At 45.5% G+C, this 17,328-nt stretch carries 14 protein-coding genes; 1 reads left to right on the plus strand and 13 read right to left on the minus strand.

What is annotated here, in order from left to right; genetic code table 11:
- Positions 1 to 11 precede the first annotated feature (11 nt).
- The 8 genes from HPY27_RS05945 to HPY27_RS05980 all read right to left on the minus strand — a co-directional run bounded on the left by HPY27_RS05945 (position 12) and on the right by HPY27_RS05980 (position 10,383).
- Positions 12 to 1,433, minus strand: coding sequence for a serine hydrolase domain-containing protein (locus HPY27_RS05945; protein WP_174224565.1), 1,422 nt, complete (start codon positions 1,431 to 1,433; stop codon positions 12 to 14).
- Between the two features lie 265 nt (positions 1,434 to 1,698).
- Positions 1,699 to 2,847, minus strand: coding sequence for an acyl-CoA dehydrogenase family protein (locus tag HPY27_RS05950; protein WP_173621815.1), 1,149 nt, complete (start codon positions 2,845 to 2,847; stop codon positions 1,699 to 1,701).
- A gap of 36 nt (positions 2,848 to 2,883) precedes the next feature.
- On the minus strand, positions 2,884 to 3,675 hold the full coding sequence (locus HPY27_RS05955; RefSeq protein ID WP_174224566.1) for a citryl-CoA lyase: 792 nt from the start codon (positions 3,673 to 3,675) through the stop codon (positions 2,884 to 2,886).
- A gap of 139 nt (positions 3,676 to 3,814) precedes the next feature.
- Positions 3,815 to 5,689: an ABC transporter ATP-binding protein gene (locus HPY27_RS05960; protein ID WP_174224567.1), complete on the minus strand. Its 1,875-nt coding sequence runs from the start codon at positions 5,687 to 5,689 to the stop codon at positions 3,815 to 3,817.
- Positions 5,686 to 7,425 carry an ABC transporter ATP-binding protein gene (locus HPY27_RS05965; RefSeq protein WP_173621812.1) on the minus strand — a complete coding sequence of 580 codons (1,740 nt, stop codon included), beginning with the start codon at positions 7,423 to 7,425 and terminating at the stop codon, positions 5,686 to 5,688. The genes HPY27_RS05960 and HPY27_RS05965 overlap by 4 nt, the downstream gene beginning before the upstream one ends.
- Before the next feature lie 240 nt (positions 7,426 to 7,665).
- Positions 7,666 to 8,487, minus strand: coding sequence for a helix-turn-helix domain-containing protein (locus HPY27_RS05970; RefSeq protein WP_254612835.1), 822 nt, complete (start codon positions 8,485 to 8,487; stop codon positions 7,666 to 7,668).
- 191 nt (positions 8,488 to 8,678) lie between these two features.
- Positions 8,679 to 9,047, minus strand: a complete 369-nt coding sequence (locus HPY27_RS05975) for a nuclear transport factor 2 family protein (protein ID WP_174224569.1) — start codon at positions 9,045 to 9,047, stop codon at positions 8,679 to 8,681.
- A gap of 223 nt (positions 9,048 to 9,270) precedes the next feature.
- Entirely contained in the window at positions 9,271 to 10,383 is a 1,113-nt protein-coding gene (locus tag HPY27_RS05980) for an NADH:flavin oxidoreductase (protein ID WP_174224570.1), read from the minus strand.
- 441 nt (positions 10,384 to 10,824) lie between these two features.
- Between HPY27_RS05980 and HPY27_RS05985 the strand changes: the two genes are divergently transcribed.
- A complete protein-coding gene (locus tag HPY27_RS05985; protein ID WP_174224571.1) occupies positions 10,825 to 11,502 on the plus strand; it encodes a GNAT family N-acetyltransferase in 678 nt (225 codons plus the stop codon).
- 272 nt (positions 11,503 to 11,774) lie between these two features.
- On the opposite strand, the gene HPY27_RS05990 is transcribed toward HPY27_RS05985, so the two are convergent.
- From HPY27_RS05990 to HPY27_RS06010, 5 genes are all read right to left on the minus strand, one after another.
- A complete protein-coding gene (locus HPY27_RS05990) occupies positions 11,775 to 12,203 on the minus strand; it encodes a MarR family winged helix-turn-helix transcriptional regulator (protein WP_017248478.1) in 429 nt (142 codons plus the stop codon).
- A 228-nt stretch (positions 12,204 to 12,431) separates the two neighbouring features.
- Positions 12,432 to 14,012 (minus strand): lipase family protein, encoded by a 1,581-nt coding sequence (locus HPY27_RS05995; RefSeq protein WP_174224572.1) that lies wholly within the window; start codon positions 14,010 to 14,012, stop codon positions 12,432 to 12,434.
- Between the two features lie 51 nt (positions 14,013 to 14,063).
- Positions 14,064 to 14,792 (minus strand): thioesterase II family protein, encoded by a 729-nt coding sequence (locus HPY27_RS06000; protein ID WP_174224573.1) that lies wholly within the window; start codon positions 14,790 to 14,792, stop codon positions 14,064 to 14,066.
- Positions 14,793 to 14,822: 30 nt separating this feature from the next.
- A complete protein-coding gene (locus HPY27_RS06005) occupies positions 14,823 to 15,530 on the minus strand; it encodes a 4'-phosphopantetheinyl transferase family protein (protein ID WP_174224574.1) in 708 nt (235 codons plus the stop codon).
- Entirely contained in the window at positions 15,527 to 17,326 is a 1,800-nt protein-coding gene (locus HPY27_RS06010) for an ABC transporter ATP-binding protein (RefSeq protein ID WP_173621806.1), read from the minus strand. The genes HPY27_RS06005 and HPY27_RS06010 overlap by 4 nt, the downstream gene beginning before the upstream one ends.
- Positions 17,327 to 17,328 lie beyond the last annotated feature (2 nt).

Raw genomic sequence — 17,328 nt, forward strand, 5'->3', positions numbered from 1 at the left:
CCTATCTTTGATTAGGTTTCTTTCGGTATTTGGCGCGATCCCAACGACAAGCGCTTGATCTCACCGTCTGGTTGGCGAACAAAGCGGATGAGTGAATCGACGTTGTGACGCGTGAACAGAAACGTATCTTCGCCAACAGAACGCAGCGGGAACACATCACTGCCTAGAACGAGTACGAGCTGTCTCTGTGCTTCATCGAATCTGATCTCTACTACGTCTCCTTCTCCGGATTTATATGTACCGGGACATTGCTGCAAGTAAGCAAGCGGCACTTCACAATCGGAAAACGTGGCGAACTGCGTCTCGAGCGGGCGACCGAACATGCTGTTCAACAAACCTAATGTCAGATTGGAAATGGGGGCATCATCCATGTTGGTCAAAAGAATGCCGGTTACTCCCGCCTCTGGAACGATGAACATTTGCGCGGTCATCCCTTTTAAGCCGCCGGTATGGGTAAGTAAGGTGTAATCTTCGGAAAATGGAAACACGCCGAGTCCGTAACCATAGCTGCGGCTCAAGTCAATACGGACATGAGGCGTAGTCATTTGGGAGGCGCTATCTCCCGAGATGATTCTCGCTCCATTTGAAAGCCCGCCTGTCCGATAAACATCCGCATACCGAAGCATGTCACGTGCGGACGATTTGAGGAAGCCTGCAGCACGCATGGAAGGTGCATCCCACCAACCAGGGGCACGTACTACTTCACGAACTCCATCATTCATGCGCCGTGTGTACAGCATGGTAGTATTGTCGTCCTCGCCTAATTCCTCCACATGAAATACCGTGCGTTCCATGCCAAGTGGCTGTAAAATATGCTCTTGGACAAAGGCTTCGTATGGTTTGCCGCTGACACGCTCAATAATCGCCCCAAGCAAGCCAAAAGCTTCGTTCGAATAGCTGAATTCTGTCCCAGCAGGTCCCAACAATTCAAAGGGCAGCTTCTCTATATATGCCATGAGGTCTTCGAAGGTATCGATTGGGTGTTTACATTGCGCTTCAAACTGGTGAAGTAATTTTTCTGCTGTCGGATCGGCTTGTAAGCTGGGTAGCATTGCGGGAATGAGAGATGGAAGTGGTGGAAATCCGAGTGTATGTGTCATGAAATGATGAATGGTGATCCTTTTCGTTTGGGCTTCATCCGGTGTGAGAAACTCCGGCAAATAGGTGATAACCGGATCATGCACGGAAAGCTTTCCTTCTTCCTGAAGCTGCATGATCGCCATGCATGTAAACGACTTCGTAATTGACCCGATGCCAAATACCGTATCCAGATCGATGAGAGCTTGCTTTTCACGGTCCCGATAACCAAACGCTTTTTCATAAGTGAGTTCTCCGTCTTTGGCTACGGCAATAATTGCACCGGGGACTTGAAAATCATCCATCAGCCTTTGGACGTATGCTTCAAACGACGCTTCCCACTCATTCATCTTCATGTCATGCCTCCTTAGGTTCATTTCTTACAAACAGGAAAGCAATTTCAGGTTTCATTTCGAAGTATACACTTCAAAAAAATATGGATATGAAGTTTGCGCACTAGTAGAATTATAAGCGGCAGATGAAAAAACAACAATATATAATTCTGAAAATAAAAAATATTGATAACAAATCGCAGTCAAATAAAAAATGGCCCTTCGTCTTGTATGACGCCGGGCTCTGAAATGTCGCTGGTCAAATCCAGCATTCCCTCTTTTCACTTGATTACGAGTATTCCTTACATAAACGACCTGCGATGATGTTCTTTTGGATTTCCGAGGTGCCTTCATAAATCTTAGTAATTCTGGCGTCCCGGTAATAACGCTCGATCGGGTATTCTTTGATGTATCCGATCCCCCCATGTATTTGTACCGCTTTATCTGCCACACGGTTATAGACTTCGGAGGCAAACAGTTTCACCATCGCGGCTTCTTTGATTACATGTTTGCCTTGATCAACGAGCGATGCGACATGATACGTAAACGCTCGCAGTGTTTCGCAGTCCAGTGCTATTTCTGCCAAGTAGTGCTGGATAATTTGTTGTTCAAAAATCGGCTTGTCAAATTGGATGCGCTCCATCGCATATTTCATAGACATATCCAGTAGTTTTTGGCAAGAACCGAGATTTCTGGCTGCCAATCCCGCCCGTCCATTCGCCAAAATTTTAAGAGCATTGGTATAGCCCATTCCCTCATGGCCAAGGACGTTTTCTACAGGCACTTCACAATCTTCAAAGAATATCTCAGCCGAATGGGAGCCCCGTAAGCCCATCTTTTCTTCTATTTTTCCGATCTGGAAGCCTGGGAAATCTTTCTCGACTAAAAAGGAGGTGATCCCTTTTGCTCCCTTGGAAGGATCGGTGACAGCCATGACCGTGAAAATGCCAGCGATGGGCGCATTCGTGATGTAATGTTTGGAGCCATTCAGGATGAACTTGTCTGCTTTTCGTACAGCCCTTGTCTTTAAATTAGTCGCATTTGAACCTGCACTTGGTTCTGTTAAAGCAAAAGCGCCAATCATTTCACCGGTAGCCATACGCGGCAAATATTTTCGTTTTTGCTCCTCCGTGCCCATCTCGACAATCCCTACAGAACCGATGCCATTATGGCAACCAATGACGGTCGTAAACCCATTGCTTGTTTTCCCTACTTCTTCAAAAATGGCGCATTTTCCAAACATATCAATACCGAGTCCGCCGTATTGTTCTGGGATGCTCAGGCCAAACAATCCCACTTCTTTGCACATATCCATGATTTGAACTGGTATATGATCTTCGCGTTCAATAAGATCAGCGACTGGTTCGACCTTCTCGCTGATAAAACTCCTCACAGCTTTGCGCAGCTCTTCTATTTCACTGCTGAATGTAACGCTCATGTCATCCGCTCCCCTTCTTACCGTGACGTCGGTTTACTACTTCACTTCGTCTGGTATGTGATTGGTGTAGAGGGTGTTCTCCTCCACAAAGTCGTATAGCTTCTGTGCCATGCAATCTTTCCTGCCGGATTCGATTTCTTCCACAATGTGGGCAATTAGTCCGACGGCCCTCGCCGCGACTGCAAATGATTTCACGACACTGTAGTGCAACCCCATATCCGACAGCACAGCTCCAATCGCGCCTGCCGCATTTAGTGTGATCCGTTTGCCTTTTTTCGTGCTGAATTGTTCGTGAATTTCTTGCATGATAGCCGTATGGTTTCCGGCAAACCCTAGCTCCTCTGCCAATGCAAACAATTTTTCAGTGCGTGGATCAACAGGTCTATGAATCGGATGTCCGAACCCTGGCATTTGCAGTCCTTTTTCTTCACGTTCCTTCAGGATTCGTTTGGCGACCTCTTTTCTGTCGCAATCGGCACCGTACTTTTGCAACGCTTCTTGAAGCATTTGAGCAACGTATTCCATGGCTCCTAGATAGACTGAACCCGCCCCCAACAATCCGGCTGCGACTGCAGCTTGCACAGCTTCCGGTGCTCCCAGATAGGTCAAACGTGCGGAAATCGAACTGGGCGTAAATCCATGTTCACATATGGCAACCATGCATGCATTCAACATCTTTGATTCATTCTGGGTAGGCTTCCGGTGTGCTGCTCCTAGGAATGCCATATCCGCCAACGTGATCTGTCCCATTAAATCTTCTGTCAAATCATAGCCATGAACATAAATCTTGTCTGATTTTGATACACCGATGTTTGTCTGAAATTCCATTCTCTTTCCTCGCTTTCGTATTCATAGAGCTGGTTTACCTGTTTGACATATTAACAAGCAATTACCATGCCACCCTGTACACTTCCTCTCCCAACAATAAAACCGCCCTTACTTGGCGGTTTCGTGTAAAGCATCGATTTTAGCCTGCTGATGTGGACTCTGCAAACTGACTGTTGTATAAATCAGCATAAAAGCCCTCTTGCTCCATCAACTCGTCATGTGTTCCTTGTTCAATGATCGTTCCCTTGTTCATGACGAGGATCAAGTCTGCATTTCTAATCGTAGACAGTCGATGGGCGATCACGAAGCTAGTACGTCCCTTCATCAGTTCATTCATCGCTTCCTGGATATGCACTTCGGTCCGTGTATCAACGCTGCTTGTTGCTTCATCCAAAATCAGAATCGTAGGGTCTGCCAAAATAGCACGAGCGATGGTCAACAGCTGTTTTTGCCCTTGGGAGATATTGGAGGCCTCTTCATTTAACACCGTCTTGTATCCCTCTGGTAGCGTGCGAATAAAGTGATCGGCACGAGCCGCCTTCGCTGCGCGAAAGATATCTGTATCAGAGGCCTCAGATTTTGCATAGGCCAAATTATCATGGATCGTTCCGTTAAACAGCCACGTATCTTGCAGGACCATGCCGAACAGAGAGCGAAGATCGCTTCGTTTCATGCGTGTAATATCAACGTCATCAATCAGAATCGCTCCGCCATTGAGCTCATAAAAGCGCATCAGCAAATTAATCATGGTCGTCTTACCCGCACCTGTTGGGCCCACGATCGCAATCTTTTGTCCAGGTTCTACTACGAGATTGATGTCTTGCATCAGTAAATGCCCTTCTTTATAACCAAACTTGACATGCTGAAATTCCACTTTACCTTTAGGCGCTGCGATCGTGACTGGTTGCGTGCTTTCAGGCACTTCCTCTTCTTCATCCAAAACCTCAAAGACCCGCTCCGCTGAGGCGATCGTCGACTGGATCAGGTTGGCGATGTTCGCGGTTTGCGCAATGGGCATCGTGAACTGACGAGTATATTGGATAAAGGCTTGGATATCCCCGATTTCAATGGAACCGTTCGTAGCGAGAATCCCGCCGACAATGCAGACGAGCACGTAGCCAATATTTCCGATGAAGCTCATTACCGGCATGATAATCCCTGATATAAATTGCGCCCTCCATCCGGCTTCGTACAGCTTGGCATTGATTTGATCAAATGTCTGCTGTGACTTCTTCTCATATCCAAACGCCTTTACAACCTGATGCCCCGTAAACATTTCTTCCACATGCCCATTCAATTCACCAAGGGAGCTCTGCTGTCCGATGAAATGCTTTTGTGATTTCGAGGCGATCTGTTTCGTAGCAATGGCACTGAGCGGCAACGTCAAAATTAGAATGAGAGTCAATAATGGGCTAATCGTCAGCATCATAATGATGACACCGATGATCGTCACGATGGAAGTGATGAGCTGTGTCAGGCTTTGCTGGAGCGTGTTGCTGATATTATCAATGTCGTTCGTGACACGGCTCAAAATATCCCCATGCATTTTCGAATCAAAGTATTTCAGCGGCAGGCGGGACAATTTCTCATTTACCTGCTCACGCATGTCATAGACGATCTTCTGAGATACTCCTGCCATCACGTATTGCTGCAAATAGCTGAACAGCGCACTAATGACATACAAGACGATTAATAGGAGCAGGATATTTGCAATATACCCAAAGTCAAATACGATTTCCTTAGGCTGTCCCTGCATGAGACCGATCATGCCTGCGAAAAGACTCGTTGTCGCCTTCCCCATCAGTTTGGGACTAACAATGGCGAAGATCGTACTCAAAACGGCAGCCAGAAACACGATGATCAGCTGTATACGGTGTGGCCGAAAGTAGCCGATCAAACGCTTGAGTGTACCTTTAAAGTCCTTTGCTTTTGCTCCTGGTATCACCATTCCCATCGGTCCACCCATGTGGCCGCCACCCTTTGGAGCTTGCTTACCTCCTCGCGGTTCACTCATGCGATCTCCTCCTCTGTCAGTTGGGATCGTACGATTTCTTGATAGACTTCGCAGTTTTGCATGAGCTCTTGATGTGTACCCATACCCGCAATCGAGCCTTCATCCAGCACGATAATCTGGTCTGCGTCCATCACAGTACTAACCCGCTGAGCCACGATGATTAACGTGGATTGGTTCTTCTCGATCTCTTCTTTTAAAGCTACTCGCAATAACGCATCTGTTTTGAAATCCAACGCAGAAAAGCTGTCATCAAACATATAGATGGCCGGTTGTCGGACAATTGCCCGCGCAATCGATAACCGTTGTTTTTGTCCACCGGACACGTTCGTACCGCCTTGGGAAATGTGTGCCTCGTATCCGCCCTTCATACTCGCAATAAAATCGCCTGCCTGCGCAATTATCGCGGCATGCTCGATTTCGGCGTCTGTCGCGTCCTCTTTACCGAAGCGAATATTGTCAGCGATCGAGCCTGAAAAGAGCAGCACTTTTTGTGGGACATAACCAATTTTTGCTCGCAATTGCTCTAGAGGCAGGTCACGTGTATCAAGGCCGTCTACCCGTATGGCTCCGGAAGTCACATCGTAGAATCGCTCAACCAGATTGAGTATCGTCGATTTACCGGAGCCTGTCCCTCCGATAATCGCGGTGGTCTGCCCCGGACGAGCTGTAAAGGTGATCGAGGTCAATGCGGGATGTTCCGCACCAGGATAAGAAAATGTCACATCCTGAAACTCCACCGTGCCTGGCGTTGTTGTTTTCGTTTGCGTCACAGGCTCAGAGCGATCATAAATGGTCGAATGTAAATCCAACACTTCGTTAATTCGGATAGCGGATGCAGAAGCACGCGGAACCATGACGAAGATCATCGACAGCATAACCAATGAGAACATAATCTGCGTCGCATATTGGATGAACGCCATGAGATCACCAACTTGCAGATCCATATTACTGACACGAATGCCACCAAACCAAAGAATGGCAACGGCAGACAAGTTAAAAGTCAGCATCATAATCGGCATCAAGGCTGCCATGATTCGATTCACGTTAATCGCTGTCTGTGTCAAATCAGTATTCGCCTCGTTAAAACGCCTTTTCTCCAAATCTATACGGTTAAACGAGCGGATCACACGAATTCCCGTCAAGCCTTCCCTCACGACCAAATTCAGCTTATCCAGCTTCTTTTGCATGGCTTTAAAAAGAGGCATCCCCTTGCGTGCGATCAGGAAAATAGCTAAAGCTAGAATGGGAACAACTACTGCAAGAACAAGCGTCAGCTTGGCATCCTTGGATGAAGCCATAATAATTCCACCGATACACATCATGGGAGCAGCCACCATGATACGCAAAATCATGATCAAAACCTGCTGGACTTGATTGATATCGTTCGTTGTCCTCGTAATGAGCGAGGCTGTACCAATTTGGTCGATCTCCTGCATGGAATAGTGTTCTACTTGGTTAAACACCTTGGCACGCAGCTCACGACCAAAACTCATGGCAACCTTGGATGAGAAGTAACTGGCTCCGATGGCACATAAGCCCCCACCAGCAGCGACGAGCAGCATAAAACCGCCAACCTTCCAAATAAAGAAGGTGTCGCCATGCACAATCCCGACATCAACGATATCCGCCATTAATGTTGGTAAGTACAGATCGGATAACGATTGGACGAATACAAGCACCAATATCGCTGTGATCGGCCATTTGTAGGACGTCAAGTATCGAAACAGCCTCATCATACAGATACACGCTCCCTTTCCTGCCTCTTCCATACTACAATTCCAATCGCCTTACGGTTGTATGCATGTATTTGCGATGTACGCTTGATTGCTGCCTGCACTTACCATAGGGACTACCGAAGGAGCTCTTACATCTGGATTTGCCCATGCGCTTTTCCACTGGTTCTTTTTTTGTATCCCACCAACGAAAAAAACGACCCTTTATCAGAATCGTTTCGTAGTTTGTTCTTATGAATGGAACTACATCGTTCTTTTTAGCCCACTTCCTTTTTTGAGTTCGGAAGGGGGAAAACCAAATCTGTCCTTGAACACTTTTGAAAAATGTGCAGCGTTTTCGAATCCAGTGGAGAAACAAACATCTGTAACGGATAATGACGTATTTGTAAGAAGTTCTTTGGCTTTGTCTAGCCTGCGGTTACGAATCCATTTTATAGGGGATGTATTGTACATAACTTGAAAATCCCGTTTGAACGTCGACAAGCTTCGTCCAGATAAATAAGCCAAATCGTGAAGAGAAACGGGATTCATCAGGTTTTCCTCTACTACCTTGTCAATGTTATTCCATTCTTTTCTCTTAGGTTGCAAGAGCTGGGATGAGATCTGTTCATTTGCATCAATCACATGAAACAACAGTTCCATTACTTTCACCTTAACAAGACCCTCTACGATTTCATCTGGATTATCAAAATAGGGCTCTAATGATTCGACGTATTCCAAAATACACGTATTAACCGGATTCACCGATACTGGTACTGGTGATTCAGGGTAAGTGGGCTTTATATCGCCTAATTTGATGAAATCATCCAGTATCTCTTCTTTTAGGAAAAACATCAAACCATTCAATCCGTCCCCTGAATTCAGCTCGCCCGATTTTTCAAATTCGATTGCAATTGATTTCTGCAGAAACATCATTTCATTACTGCGGACCTTGTATACTTGATCACCGTACCGAATCGTGTACACTCCCTGAAGAACGATTAACAAAAGATGATCCTTTAGAAACATCGTCCCTGTTGTGGCTTCTGCGTCAAAGCAGAAGTCGATCACAGATATCCCTTTCATTTTTAGACTTCCAATTTTAAAATCTGTTTTCGTTAACCCTTGCGGCGCCTTGATTATCCTAGTGGTTCCTACAGACAAAAATAGTCGCCTCCTTCCCCTTCCGATCAGAATGACAAACCCGCTGCCTTGCACGGAAGCAAGATTAGACGGGTTTGTCTTTTTCTGACGTGATCGGCTTTTAAGAACTGGGTTTACGTATGACGGTGGAACAGTTTCGCAATCACTTTCCATTCGCCGTTTATTTTCAGCAACTGCAGAAAGTCAGAGTATACCGCGCCATCTGAACTTTCTAAAACGACACGAACGCAAGCGGCCGTGCCTTCAATATCAAGGATATCCACTCTTGCTTGAAGATTTTGTGCAGGACCCGCTTGATCCACATAATCATACAAATATTGAATAGATCCTTCCACCAAACCAATAGGTTCGTATCCATACATAATCGCATCTTTATGGAAGCTTGGTTTCATGACTTCGCTTTTTCCAGTGGCGATTCCTTCCACATACTTATTCATCACTTCCAGAATTTCCTCGTAATTTTTGATGGGTGCTCTGCTCATCTGGCAATCCTCCTCAATTGATTTTCCAGTATGAAGGGAATGTTTTATCGACATTCCCTTCATGCATCAAGAATATCAGGGGATTACGATCATTCCTTTGCTAATAAGCTCAATGAATTTGTTTATTTAGCTCAAAAATGGAGTGGTGAATGGTAATTGGTCTTGGAGCACGAACACAACAGGCAGCTTCTATTTACAGAAGCTGCCTGTTATAAAATAGCGATCAGCTCAATGTTGTTAATGCTTCTCGCGTAAATGGTTGAAGTTCTTCGGTATTCCCGTTACGAATTTTTGATACCCAAGCCGGATCACTCAGTAGCGTACGTCCAACTGCCACAAGATCAAACTCTTCTTGCTCAATACGCTCAATCAGATTATCGATGTTAGCGGGCTGACTACCCTTGCCTTCGGTGAATAGACTCAGGAACTCAGAGTCCAATCCAACAGATCCAACGGTGATCGTGGGTTTTCCCGTCAGTTTACGAGTCCAGCCTGCCAGGTTTAGTTCAGAGCCTTCAAACTCCGGCTCCCAGAAGCGTCTGGTGGAAGCATGGAAGATATCCACACCGGCTTCGGACAGAGATGTAAGGAAAAGCTTCAATTCCTCAGGCGACTTTGCCAGTTTGGATTGATAATCGCTCGGTTTCCATTGGGAAAATCGAAAAATAATCGGGAAGTCTGGACCGACTGCATCCCGCACAGCCTTAATCACCTCTACAGCAAATTTGGTGCGGCCTACGAGATCACCGCCATATTCATCTGTACGCTTGTTGGTGACTTCCCAGAAGAACTGGTCAATCAGGTAGCCATGTGCCCCGTGAATTTCCACTGCGTCAAAACCAATTTTCTTAGCTTGAGAAGCAGCTTGTGCGTAAGCCCGAATGAGATCGTTGATTTCTTCGATGCTGAGTGGTTCTGATACCTTTTCACCAGTAAGACTTAGACCAGAAGGACCGATTGGTTCGGCATCTGATTCTGGGAATTTCTCTTTTTGGCGAGCCATGCCGGTATGCCAAATCTGCGGAGCAATTTTTCCTCCCGCCTCATGTACTTCTCGAACAACTCGTGCCCATCCGTCCAGTGCTTCCTCTCCATAGAAATGGGGGACATTCTGGTCTGCACCCGCAGCTGGATGCTCGATTAGCGTTCCTTCGGTGATGATTAAGCCCACCTCGTTCTCTGCGCGGCGACGGTAATAGTCAGCTACATTGGGCCCTGGAATCCCTTTCGGTGAAAAACTGCGGGTCATGGGTGCCATAACAAACCGATTTTCAAGTTTCAGTCCTTTGTATTCAAACGGGGTGAATAACGCTGTTACAGATTTTGACGAATTCATGTGATTCCCTCTTTCTTTTCACTATTTTTTCATACTAATTTTTCCTTATCACTCTTGTGCAATAGATGTAACATCACATTATATTAGGATTTGTTAACTCTACACCTTTGAAACCCCCACTCCATTACTGATTTTTGTGAGTAGAGCTTTCTAATGTTTTTAAATGCATGCGCACGCATCTAATTTACCATCATCCTTTTTCACCTGTCAACCGATAAGTGTAACGGCGATCCCTATAACTAATGGGAGATTAGTTTAAGATCAAACGGAGAACCGTATCTCAAATGACGGCAAGTTTATTGGTTGAAACGTAAAGAAGACCATTCAAACTGCTTCTGAAAGATGATATCTTGAATACAGATTATGCCGAGAGCGAGTGATCTTTGATGATAATTAAATTGTACAGCGAAAGGGTGAGTGATCAATAGAGGAGGTAAGCATTTGTACAACCATTTAGAACTAATGAGCATTCAAGCAAGAGTACTCTATATTCATGATCATGCTGGACGTATCACAACGATTAATGAGCCAACGAACCAGCCTGCTCCTCGATTTTTTTGGGGACAGACCGTTGCTGGCAGTATTGTAAGATTTCACAGCGACGTACCAAATCACATAATCCATGGCATCATACAATTCCTGAATCAGGGTGATTCAACCAAGCGACTGCCTAATGTTATTCACGCGTTGGAGAAAGACAGAGAAATTAGAGACTTATGGATGGGGCCGGCTTTTACATTTCATGAAACCGTAAAGGATTACACAGACGCCACCTTGGTCACTGAAGAGAATAAATACTGCTTGGAACCAGGGTTTCCTACCCTTTTATCGGAACTGAAGTTTCGAGGACCTTGTTTTATGGTGACGGAAAACAACATGGCCGTATCTGTCTGTTTTAGCGCAAGAAGTAACGATAAGGCTGCAGAGGCCGGAGTCGAGACATTGAAAGATTATAGAGGAAAAGGATATGCAATGCACGTAACGTCCTCATGGGCCCAAGCGATAAGGCGGTCTCAAAGGATTCCTTTATATAGTACATCATGGGATAATTATTCTTCGCTGTCCATTGCAAAACGCCTGCGTCTTCACTTTTATGGAACGGATATTTCAATCTATTAAGGTTTACATCAAAATGAAAGGCCATATTCCGGAAAGCATGGCCTTAAAACTTACCGTTTCAGACAGCGTGGTGAAACGTATCACATGTTAAAGCAACGAGTACCTTAGTTGAATAACACGCTGAAACAGCAGGGGCTGTCTAAGACTTTACTTTCATGGTCATAAACCACCGCTTTTTCTTTAAATAGATCAATCTAAAACATTATCTTCATCAGACATATACGAAAAAAAGCCGCTATTTCCGTTGGGTAGGAAATGGTGGCTTTTTGCAATTACTTCTTTTGCACTAACAATTGTAATGCTTCATCAAATTTTCCATCTGAAAAAGCAGATTGGAGAATTTCATTCATCGTCACGAGGTATCTCTGGAGTTTTTCTTCACCTAATTCGGTCAACTGAGTATAAACGCCTCTACGGTCGTCTTCACATACATTCCTCTGTAAAGCTCTGCAATTTTTTGCCTCCAGTCTTCCAACCAGCCTTGATATCGCACTTTGACTTAATCCAACCCGTTCCTGTAATTGTTGTAACCTCAGTGTTTTATTACTTTCTTTCGATAAAAAGTAAAGGACGTAAAACTCTTTTAAAGAAAGATTGTAATTTTCTCGTAAATCTTTTTCAAGCATATTGGAAATACTTTCAGTAATGTGAGTAAGAGCCAACCAATCGTTTATAAGTTCATGATTAGGGTCGGTTTTCATAGTAAATTCCACCTGTTCTCGACTATATATCATGTTAATCCGTTTCATTATAATACAGAAAGGTATCACGCTCCAAACTCTCGTCACGAATACTTCTTTTGTTCGATTCTATCGGACTGGAAGCCAAAACAAAAAAGCCCTCACTTTCCATGAGGGCTGTGAAAAAATGAAAGCGAAATCTAGACTTGGTTAACTCGTTCAAGTATCGCCAATAGCAAAAGATGCTTCTTATTGGTCTTCGATTTCGCCATCACGATCTGTTACCGCAAAGTTGTAATTAATAGAGCGTGTAAATGGTTCGCCGTCCTCATTGATGCCAGTTACGTCAAAGGAGAGATTATAAACACCTGGTTTAGTCGGCACATTAAAATTGCCAGTAAGCTCATCTTCTTTTATGGCAAACTTCACTTCATCAAGGACGCTTGCTTTTTCGCCGTTCAGTGAACGTGTCAGGTTTGCTTTTTCCAGTAGCGATTGATCTATTTCGTTTTTACCCAAGTCGACGGAAATCTTCGCCTTGTCGCCTTTCTTGAATACCTTTTTGCTCGCCTTTACTTTCGCTTCTTCTCCGCCATTCACGGAACCCACCATGAAAAAGGCATCGTCAGAGCCCTCCACTTCAAGTGTCCATTCGCCTGCTTCAGGCTCCTCAACTTCAATGAAGTGATGAACAGCACCTTGGAATATCTCGGATTCATCCTCCGATTCGCTTTTTTCACTGCGGTCCGCTTCATACTTTTTGCCAGACGGACTGATCAGGGTCACAACAGTGTCTTCCGACGAAGTCATCGTATCCACATTGAACTGATCGATTCCGCTCTCCAGGAAAAATGTTTCCGAGACGTTGTCTTCCACTTCGCCACCACGGAGAATAACGGAGCTCTCTTCCAAAGTGCTTGATTTTGACTTGTCTTCGCTTACTTTATTTGCACGTAAAGAAGCCTTTTGCAATTTCGGTTCGACCAGATCCCATGTTTGCGAGGCTTTCGCGATTTGACCGTGGGAAATATCTTTTGTAAAGCTCTTGATCCCATAAGTCAAACCGAAGGCAGAATCAACGGAAACAGCGCCATCATCTTCACCGGGAAGAACCGCATGACCAAACCAGGTAGGACTAAACATGCCATCATCCCCTGTTCCGGCAGCCATGTATGTCTTGGTTGAACGAATTTCGGTACGGTTGTCAGTCTGGGAACGGAAGTTTGCCATGTATGACGTTTGCAGGGAATACACCGCATCGTCTTTTTTGCCAAGAATATCAGCAAGCCATCCTGCCCAATTGCTGTAAGCTAAGTCAGCCAATTCTGAACCTTTGTTTGGCGTGGAAAGCTGGTGAACAACATTGACATACGGATGCGCGCCATAGTGGACGAGCGCTGCCTGTGTATCTATGCCACCTTTGGAATGTGCAATGATATTGATTTTGGAGACACCATAATAATCTGCGACCTTTTTAATAACTTCGGCGAGCTTGGCTCCGTTTGTCCACATGTTGCCACCAGTACCATCCGCGTCCTTCAACTGCACAAATGCGGTACGATACCCGGCGTTATAGGCTGCATCATAATATCCGTCTGTTGTATACCAGGTTTTGTAGGTGGAGTGCAGACCTTGAACAAACAAGATCACGGGCTTGTCTTTGGATGCATTGGGAGGAACCGCACCAGTGTACCAGTCACCAAAATGACCACTTGGGTTGTCATCATGCAGAGCCGGAGGTGGAGCCGCTGCGCTTGCCGCTTGCGGGTAGACCAGCGCCGTTGATAATGTAACGGCCGCCAGCAAACGAGATAGTGCTTTCTGATTCATAAAAAGAACACCAACCTTCACCTTAGGATTTATTGTTGCCGTGCACAATCGTTAGAATTGTGCACGGATTGCAACTGCCCGGTCTACATTCAATGTGTCTTGAATGATTGCTAGGATCGGATTCATTTGGTGATGAATAAAGAAATGCCCACCAGGCATTGGAAAGAATTTGCATTCTCGCCCGCAATAGTCTCTCCACGCCACAATATCTTGGATTTCAATAGAATCTTCTTTCCCAAACAAAACCGTCATGTTGACAGGGATTTGCTGAGGAAGCTCGTTATTCATTTCGTAAGTTTGCACGGCTTGGAAATCAGCGCGAATCGTTGGCAAAAATAGCTCCAAGAGCTCGTGATTATCCAAAACTTCATCGGGTGTGCCACCAAGTGTTCGTAGTGATCCGATGAACTCGTTATGCGGCAGGTGGTATGTTTTCGCCAGTTTGTGATACGCATGTGGCACGCGGGATGCAGACAAGAACAAGTGCTGGGGCAGTGGCTTTCCATTCTGCAACAGCTTTCGTGTCAGTTCAAACGCGATTAATCCACCCATGCTGTGACCAAAAAAGGCAAAAGGTTCTTCCCCCAGCTCTGGTGTGATCCGTTTGTATACATCCTCCAAGACCTCATAAAACGAGGTGAAAAGAACCATGCTATCACTCTGAAATGAAGGCCGTACCTCGAATGGATCAATTTCCAATAACGCTGGCGACAATCCCCGTCTCCAACTGTAATAAATGCTGGGAAGTCCACCTGCGTACGGAAAGCAGAACAATTTCATCTCTTTCCCCGCCCTTTCTTCATTACGTAATTACCTCGATATCTTTCTATGAAAAATGGACTGATACAAATCTTGTAAATCCTTCATGACGACTTGAGCAGCAAACTGATTGGTAGTCGCGCATACTGACAATTTATAGCCTGGATCGATCTCATACTGATGAAATGTCCAAGCATCGCGCGAATCATTTTGCGATATCGTAATCGATTCGTCTAGTTTTTTTCTAATGGCGAATGATTGTAGTGGAATAGACAGTCCCATGCCTCTTGCTTTGATATAGCTCTCCTTCAAGGTCCAAAGGTCGAAGAAATACGTAAGCTGTTCATCCGGATGTTTTGCCAAGAGATCTTCTACTTCGGCTGGTGCAAAATAATGAGTGGCAATATCCAAGTCAATCGGACATATTTGCTCCACATCAATCCCCACTTGCGAATCATGCGTGGCGCAGACCACCCATTCTCCGGAATGTGAGACGTTAAAGCAGAAGTTGGGAAATGATTTCAAAAAAGGTTTTCCGTATGCATTGTAGTCATACTCGATTTCGTCATTGGAAATCGAGTATGCTTCACAAATGAGAGAGCGTACGAGCACGTCGGCGAGCAACGCCCGATAGGAATCAGCCGGATTTCTGAAACGGTTGATCCGTTCCCCCTTCTCTTCGGGCAGTGCTTGCAAAAATCGGTTGAATAACTCTTTCTCCATGACAGCTGGACATTTCAAAGTGTAAATGGCAATCACGTAGCACTCACTCTTCTTTCTGTCAGTTCAAGGCCACTAACTTGTTCTGCTCGATCCTTTCGCTGCTGCACTTCATACAATTTGGCATACGTGCCGTTGTGCTCCATTAACTCTACATGGCGACCTTGCTCGATGACTTTTCCTTGATCCATCACGTAAATCACATCGGCATCCTCTACAGTCGACAGGCGATGAGCGATGACAAGTACCGTTTTATCTTTCATAAGTGCGGTTAATGCTTGCTGCACCCAATATTCCGATTCTGCATCCAAAGCGGAGGTTGCTTCATCCAGTAGAAGAATCGGCGCATTTTTCAGGATGGCCCTGGCAATGGCAATCCGCTGACGCTGTCCGCCAGATAGCTTGGCACCGCGTTCTCCTGTTTTTGTCTGGTAACCATCTGTCAGTTCCATAATAAAATCATGCGCATACGCTGCTTTGCTTGCTTTGATGACATCCTCTTCCGAAGCATCCAGGCAGCCGTAACGGATATTGTCTTCGATGGTTCCTTCGAACAAAAAGGCATCCTGAGGCACGTACGAGATCAAGCTTCTAATTTCTGCAAGAGAATAGGCTCCCATGGGCTTGCCCAGTAAATAAAGAGAGCCGCTCGCAGGTGGGTAATACCCCAACAGAAGTTTCATGACGGTGCTTTTTCCACTTCCACTCGTTCCGACTAGCCCAGCCATTTGGCCTTGCTCGACTCGCAACGAAACACCATCCAGCACGTTTGTAGCTTCGTTGTATCCGAAAACGACCTGCTCCAACTTCAGCATACTTTCGCATGGCCGGTATTTGTCGGAGCTCTTCTGATACTCTTCTGGTTCGAGAGGTTCATTCAGAAAATCGACGACCCGAGAAGCGCCTGCTAGCGAGCTCTGTAACGCTGTGATGACTTGGCCAAGCTGGAGAAATGCCAGTGTCACAAGCATCTGTTGCTGAACCAAAGCGACCAGCACACCCAACCCGATCATTTGTTTGGATACCATCATGATGCCAAAAACAAGCATTCCCCCGAAGCTTAAGAATTGGATGAAAAAATTGGTCCCTTCCAATAATCCGTGTTTATGCCCTTGCTTGATCGCAGACGAAGCTACTTCTTCGTTTGCTTCCGTGTAACGTGCGGTGACAACGTTATGTAAATGGAACATTTTAATGATGGGCAACCCTGACAAAAAATCGTTTAATCTTTCTGTCCCCATTCCCATCTGCTTCTGCATTCGGTCTCCAATGCGCCGGACTGACTTGGCAAACAGCATATTCACATAAAGAGTCAATGCGCTTACGAGCAACAGGACGACGGCAATTTTCCAATCCATCGCAAACATCCCGATGATCGAGCCGATCAGTGACAGCAGGATGATGCTTAACGTTTTCAATTGCTCAGCATACGCGTTTTCCATGAGGACAACATCGTTGCCCAGCCTCGACATCGTATCTCCCGAATGGTGCTGCTCATAATAATCGAAAGGCAGCTTGCTCAAACGTTGATAGACATGAAGCCGAATGTTGGCAATGAGCTCGCGGACACATCGTCGATAGATGTAGCTAAAAAATGGAGACAAGATACTCAGCAAGAGGAACATCACAGCCATGGTGGCAATCGCTCTCGTTAATAAAACAGGGTCTTTTGTGTTCGCAAAATCCGTCAGATCCTTGAACACGAAAGGTAAAGATACCAATACAGCTGCTTGACCGATTCCGTCACCCACGAGTCCCAAAATATACGCTCGCTTTTTCGATTTCATAAACGACAGCAGTTGAAGTAGTTCCCGCATCAAATTCTGGATGAACATGC

The organism is Brevibacillus sp. HB1.1 (assembly GCF_013332445.1).
GTDB classification, from domain to species: Bacteria; Bacillota; Bacilli; order Brevibacillales; family Brevibacillaceae; genus Brevibacillus; species Brevibacillus porteri.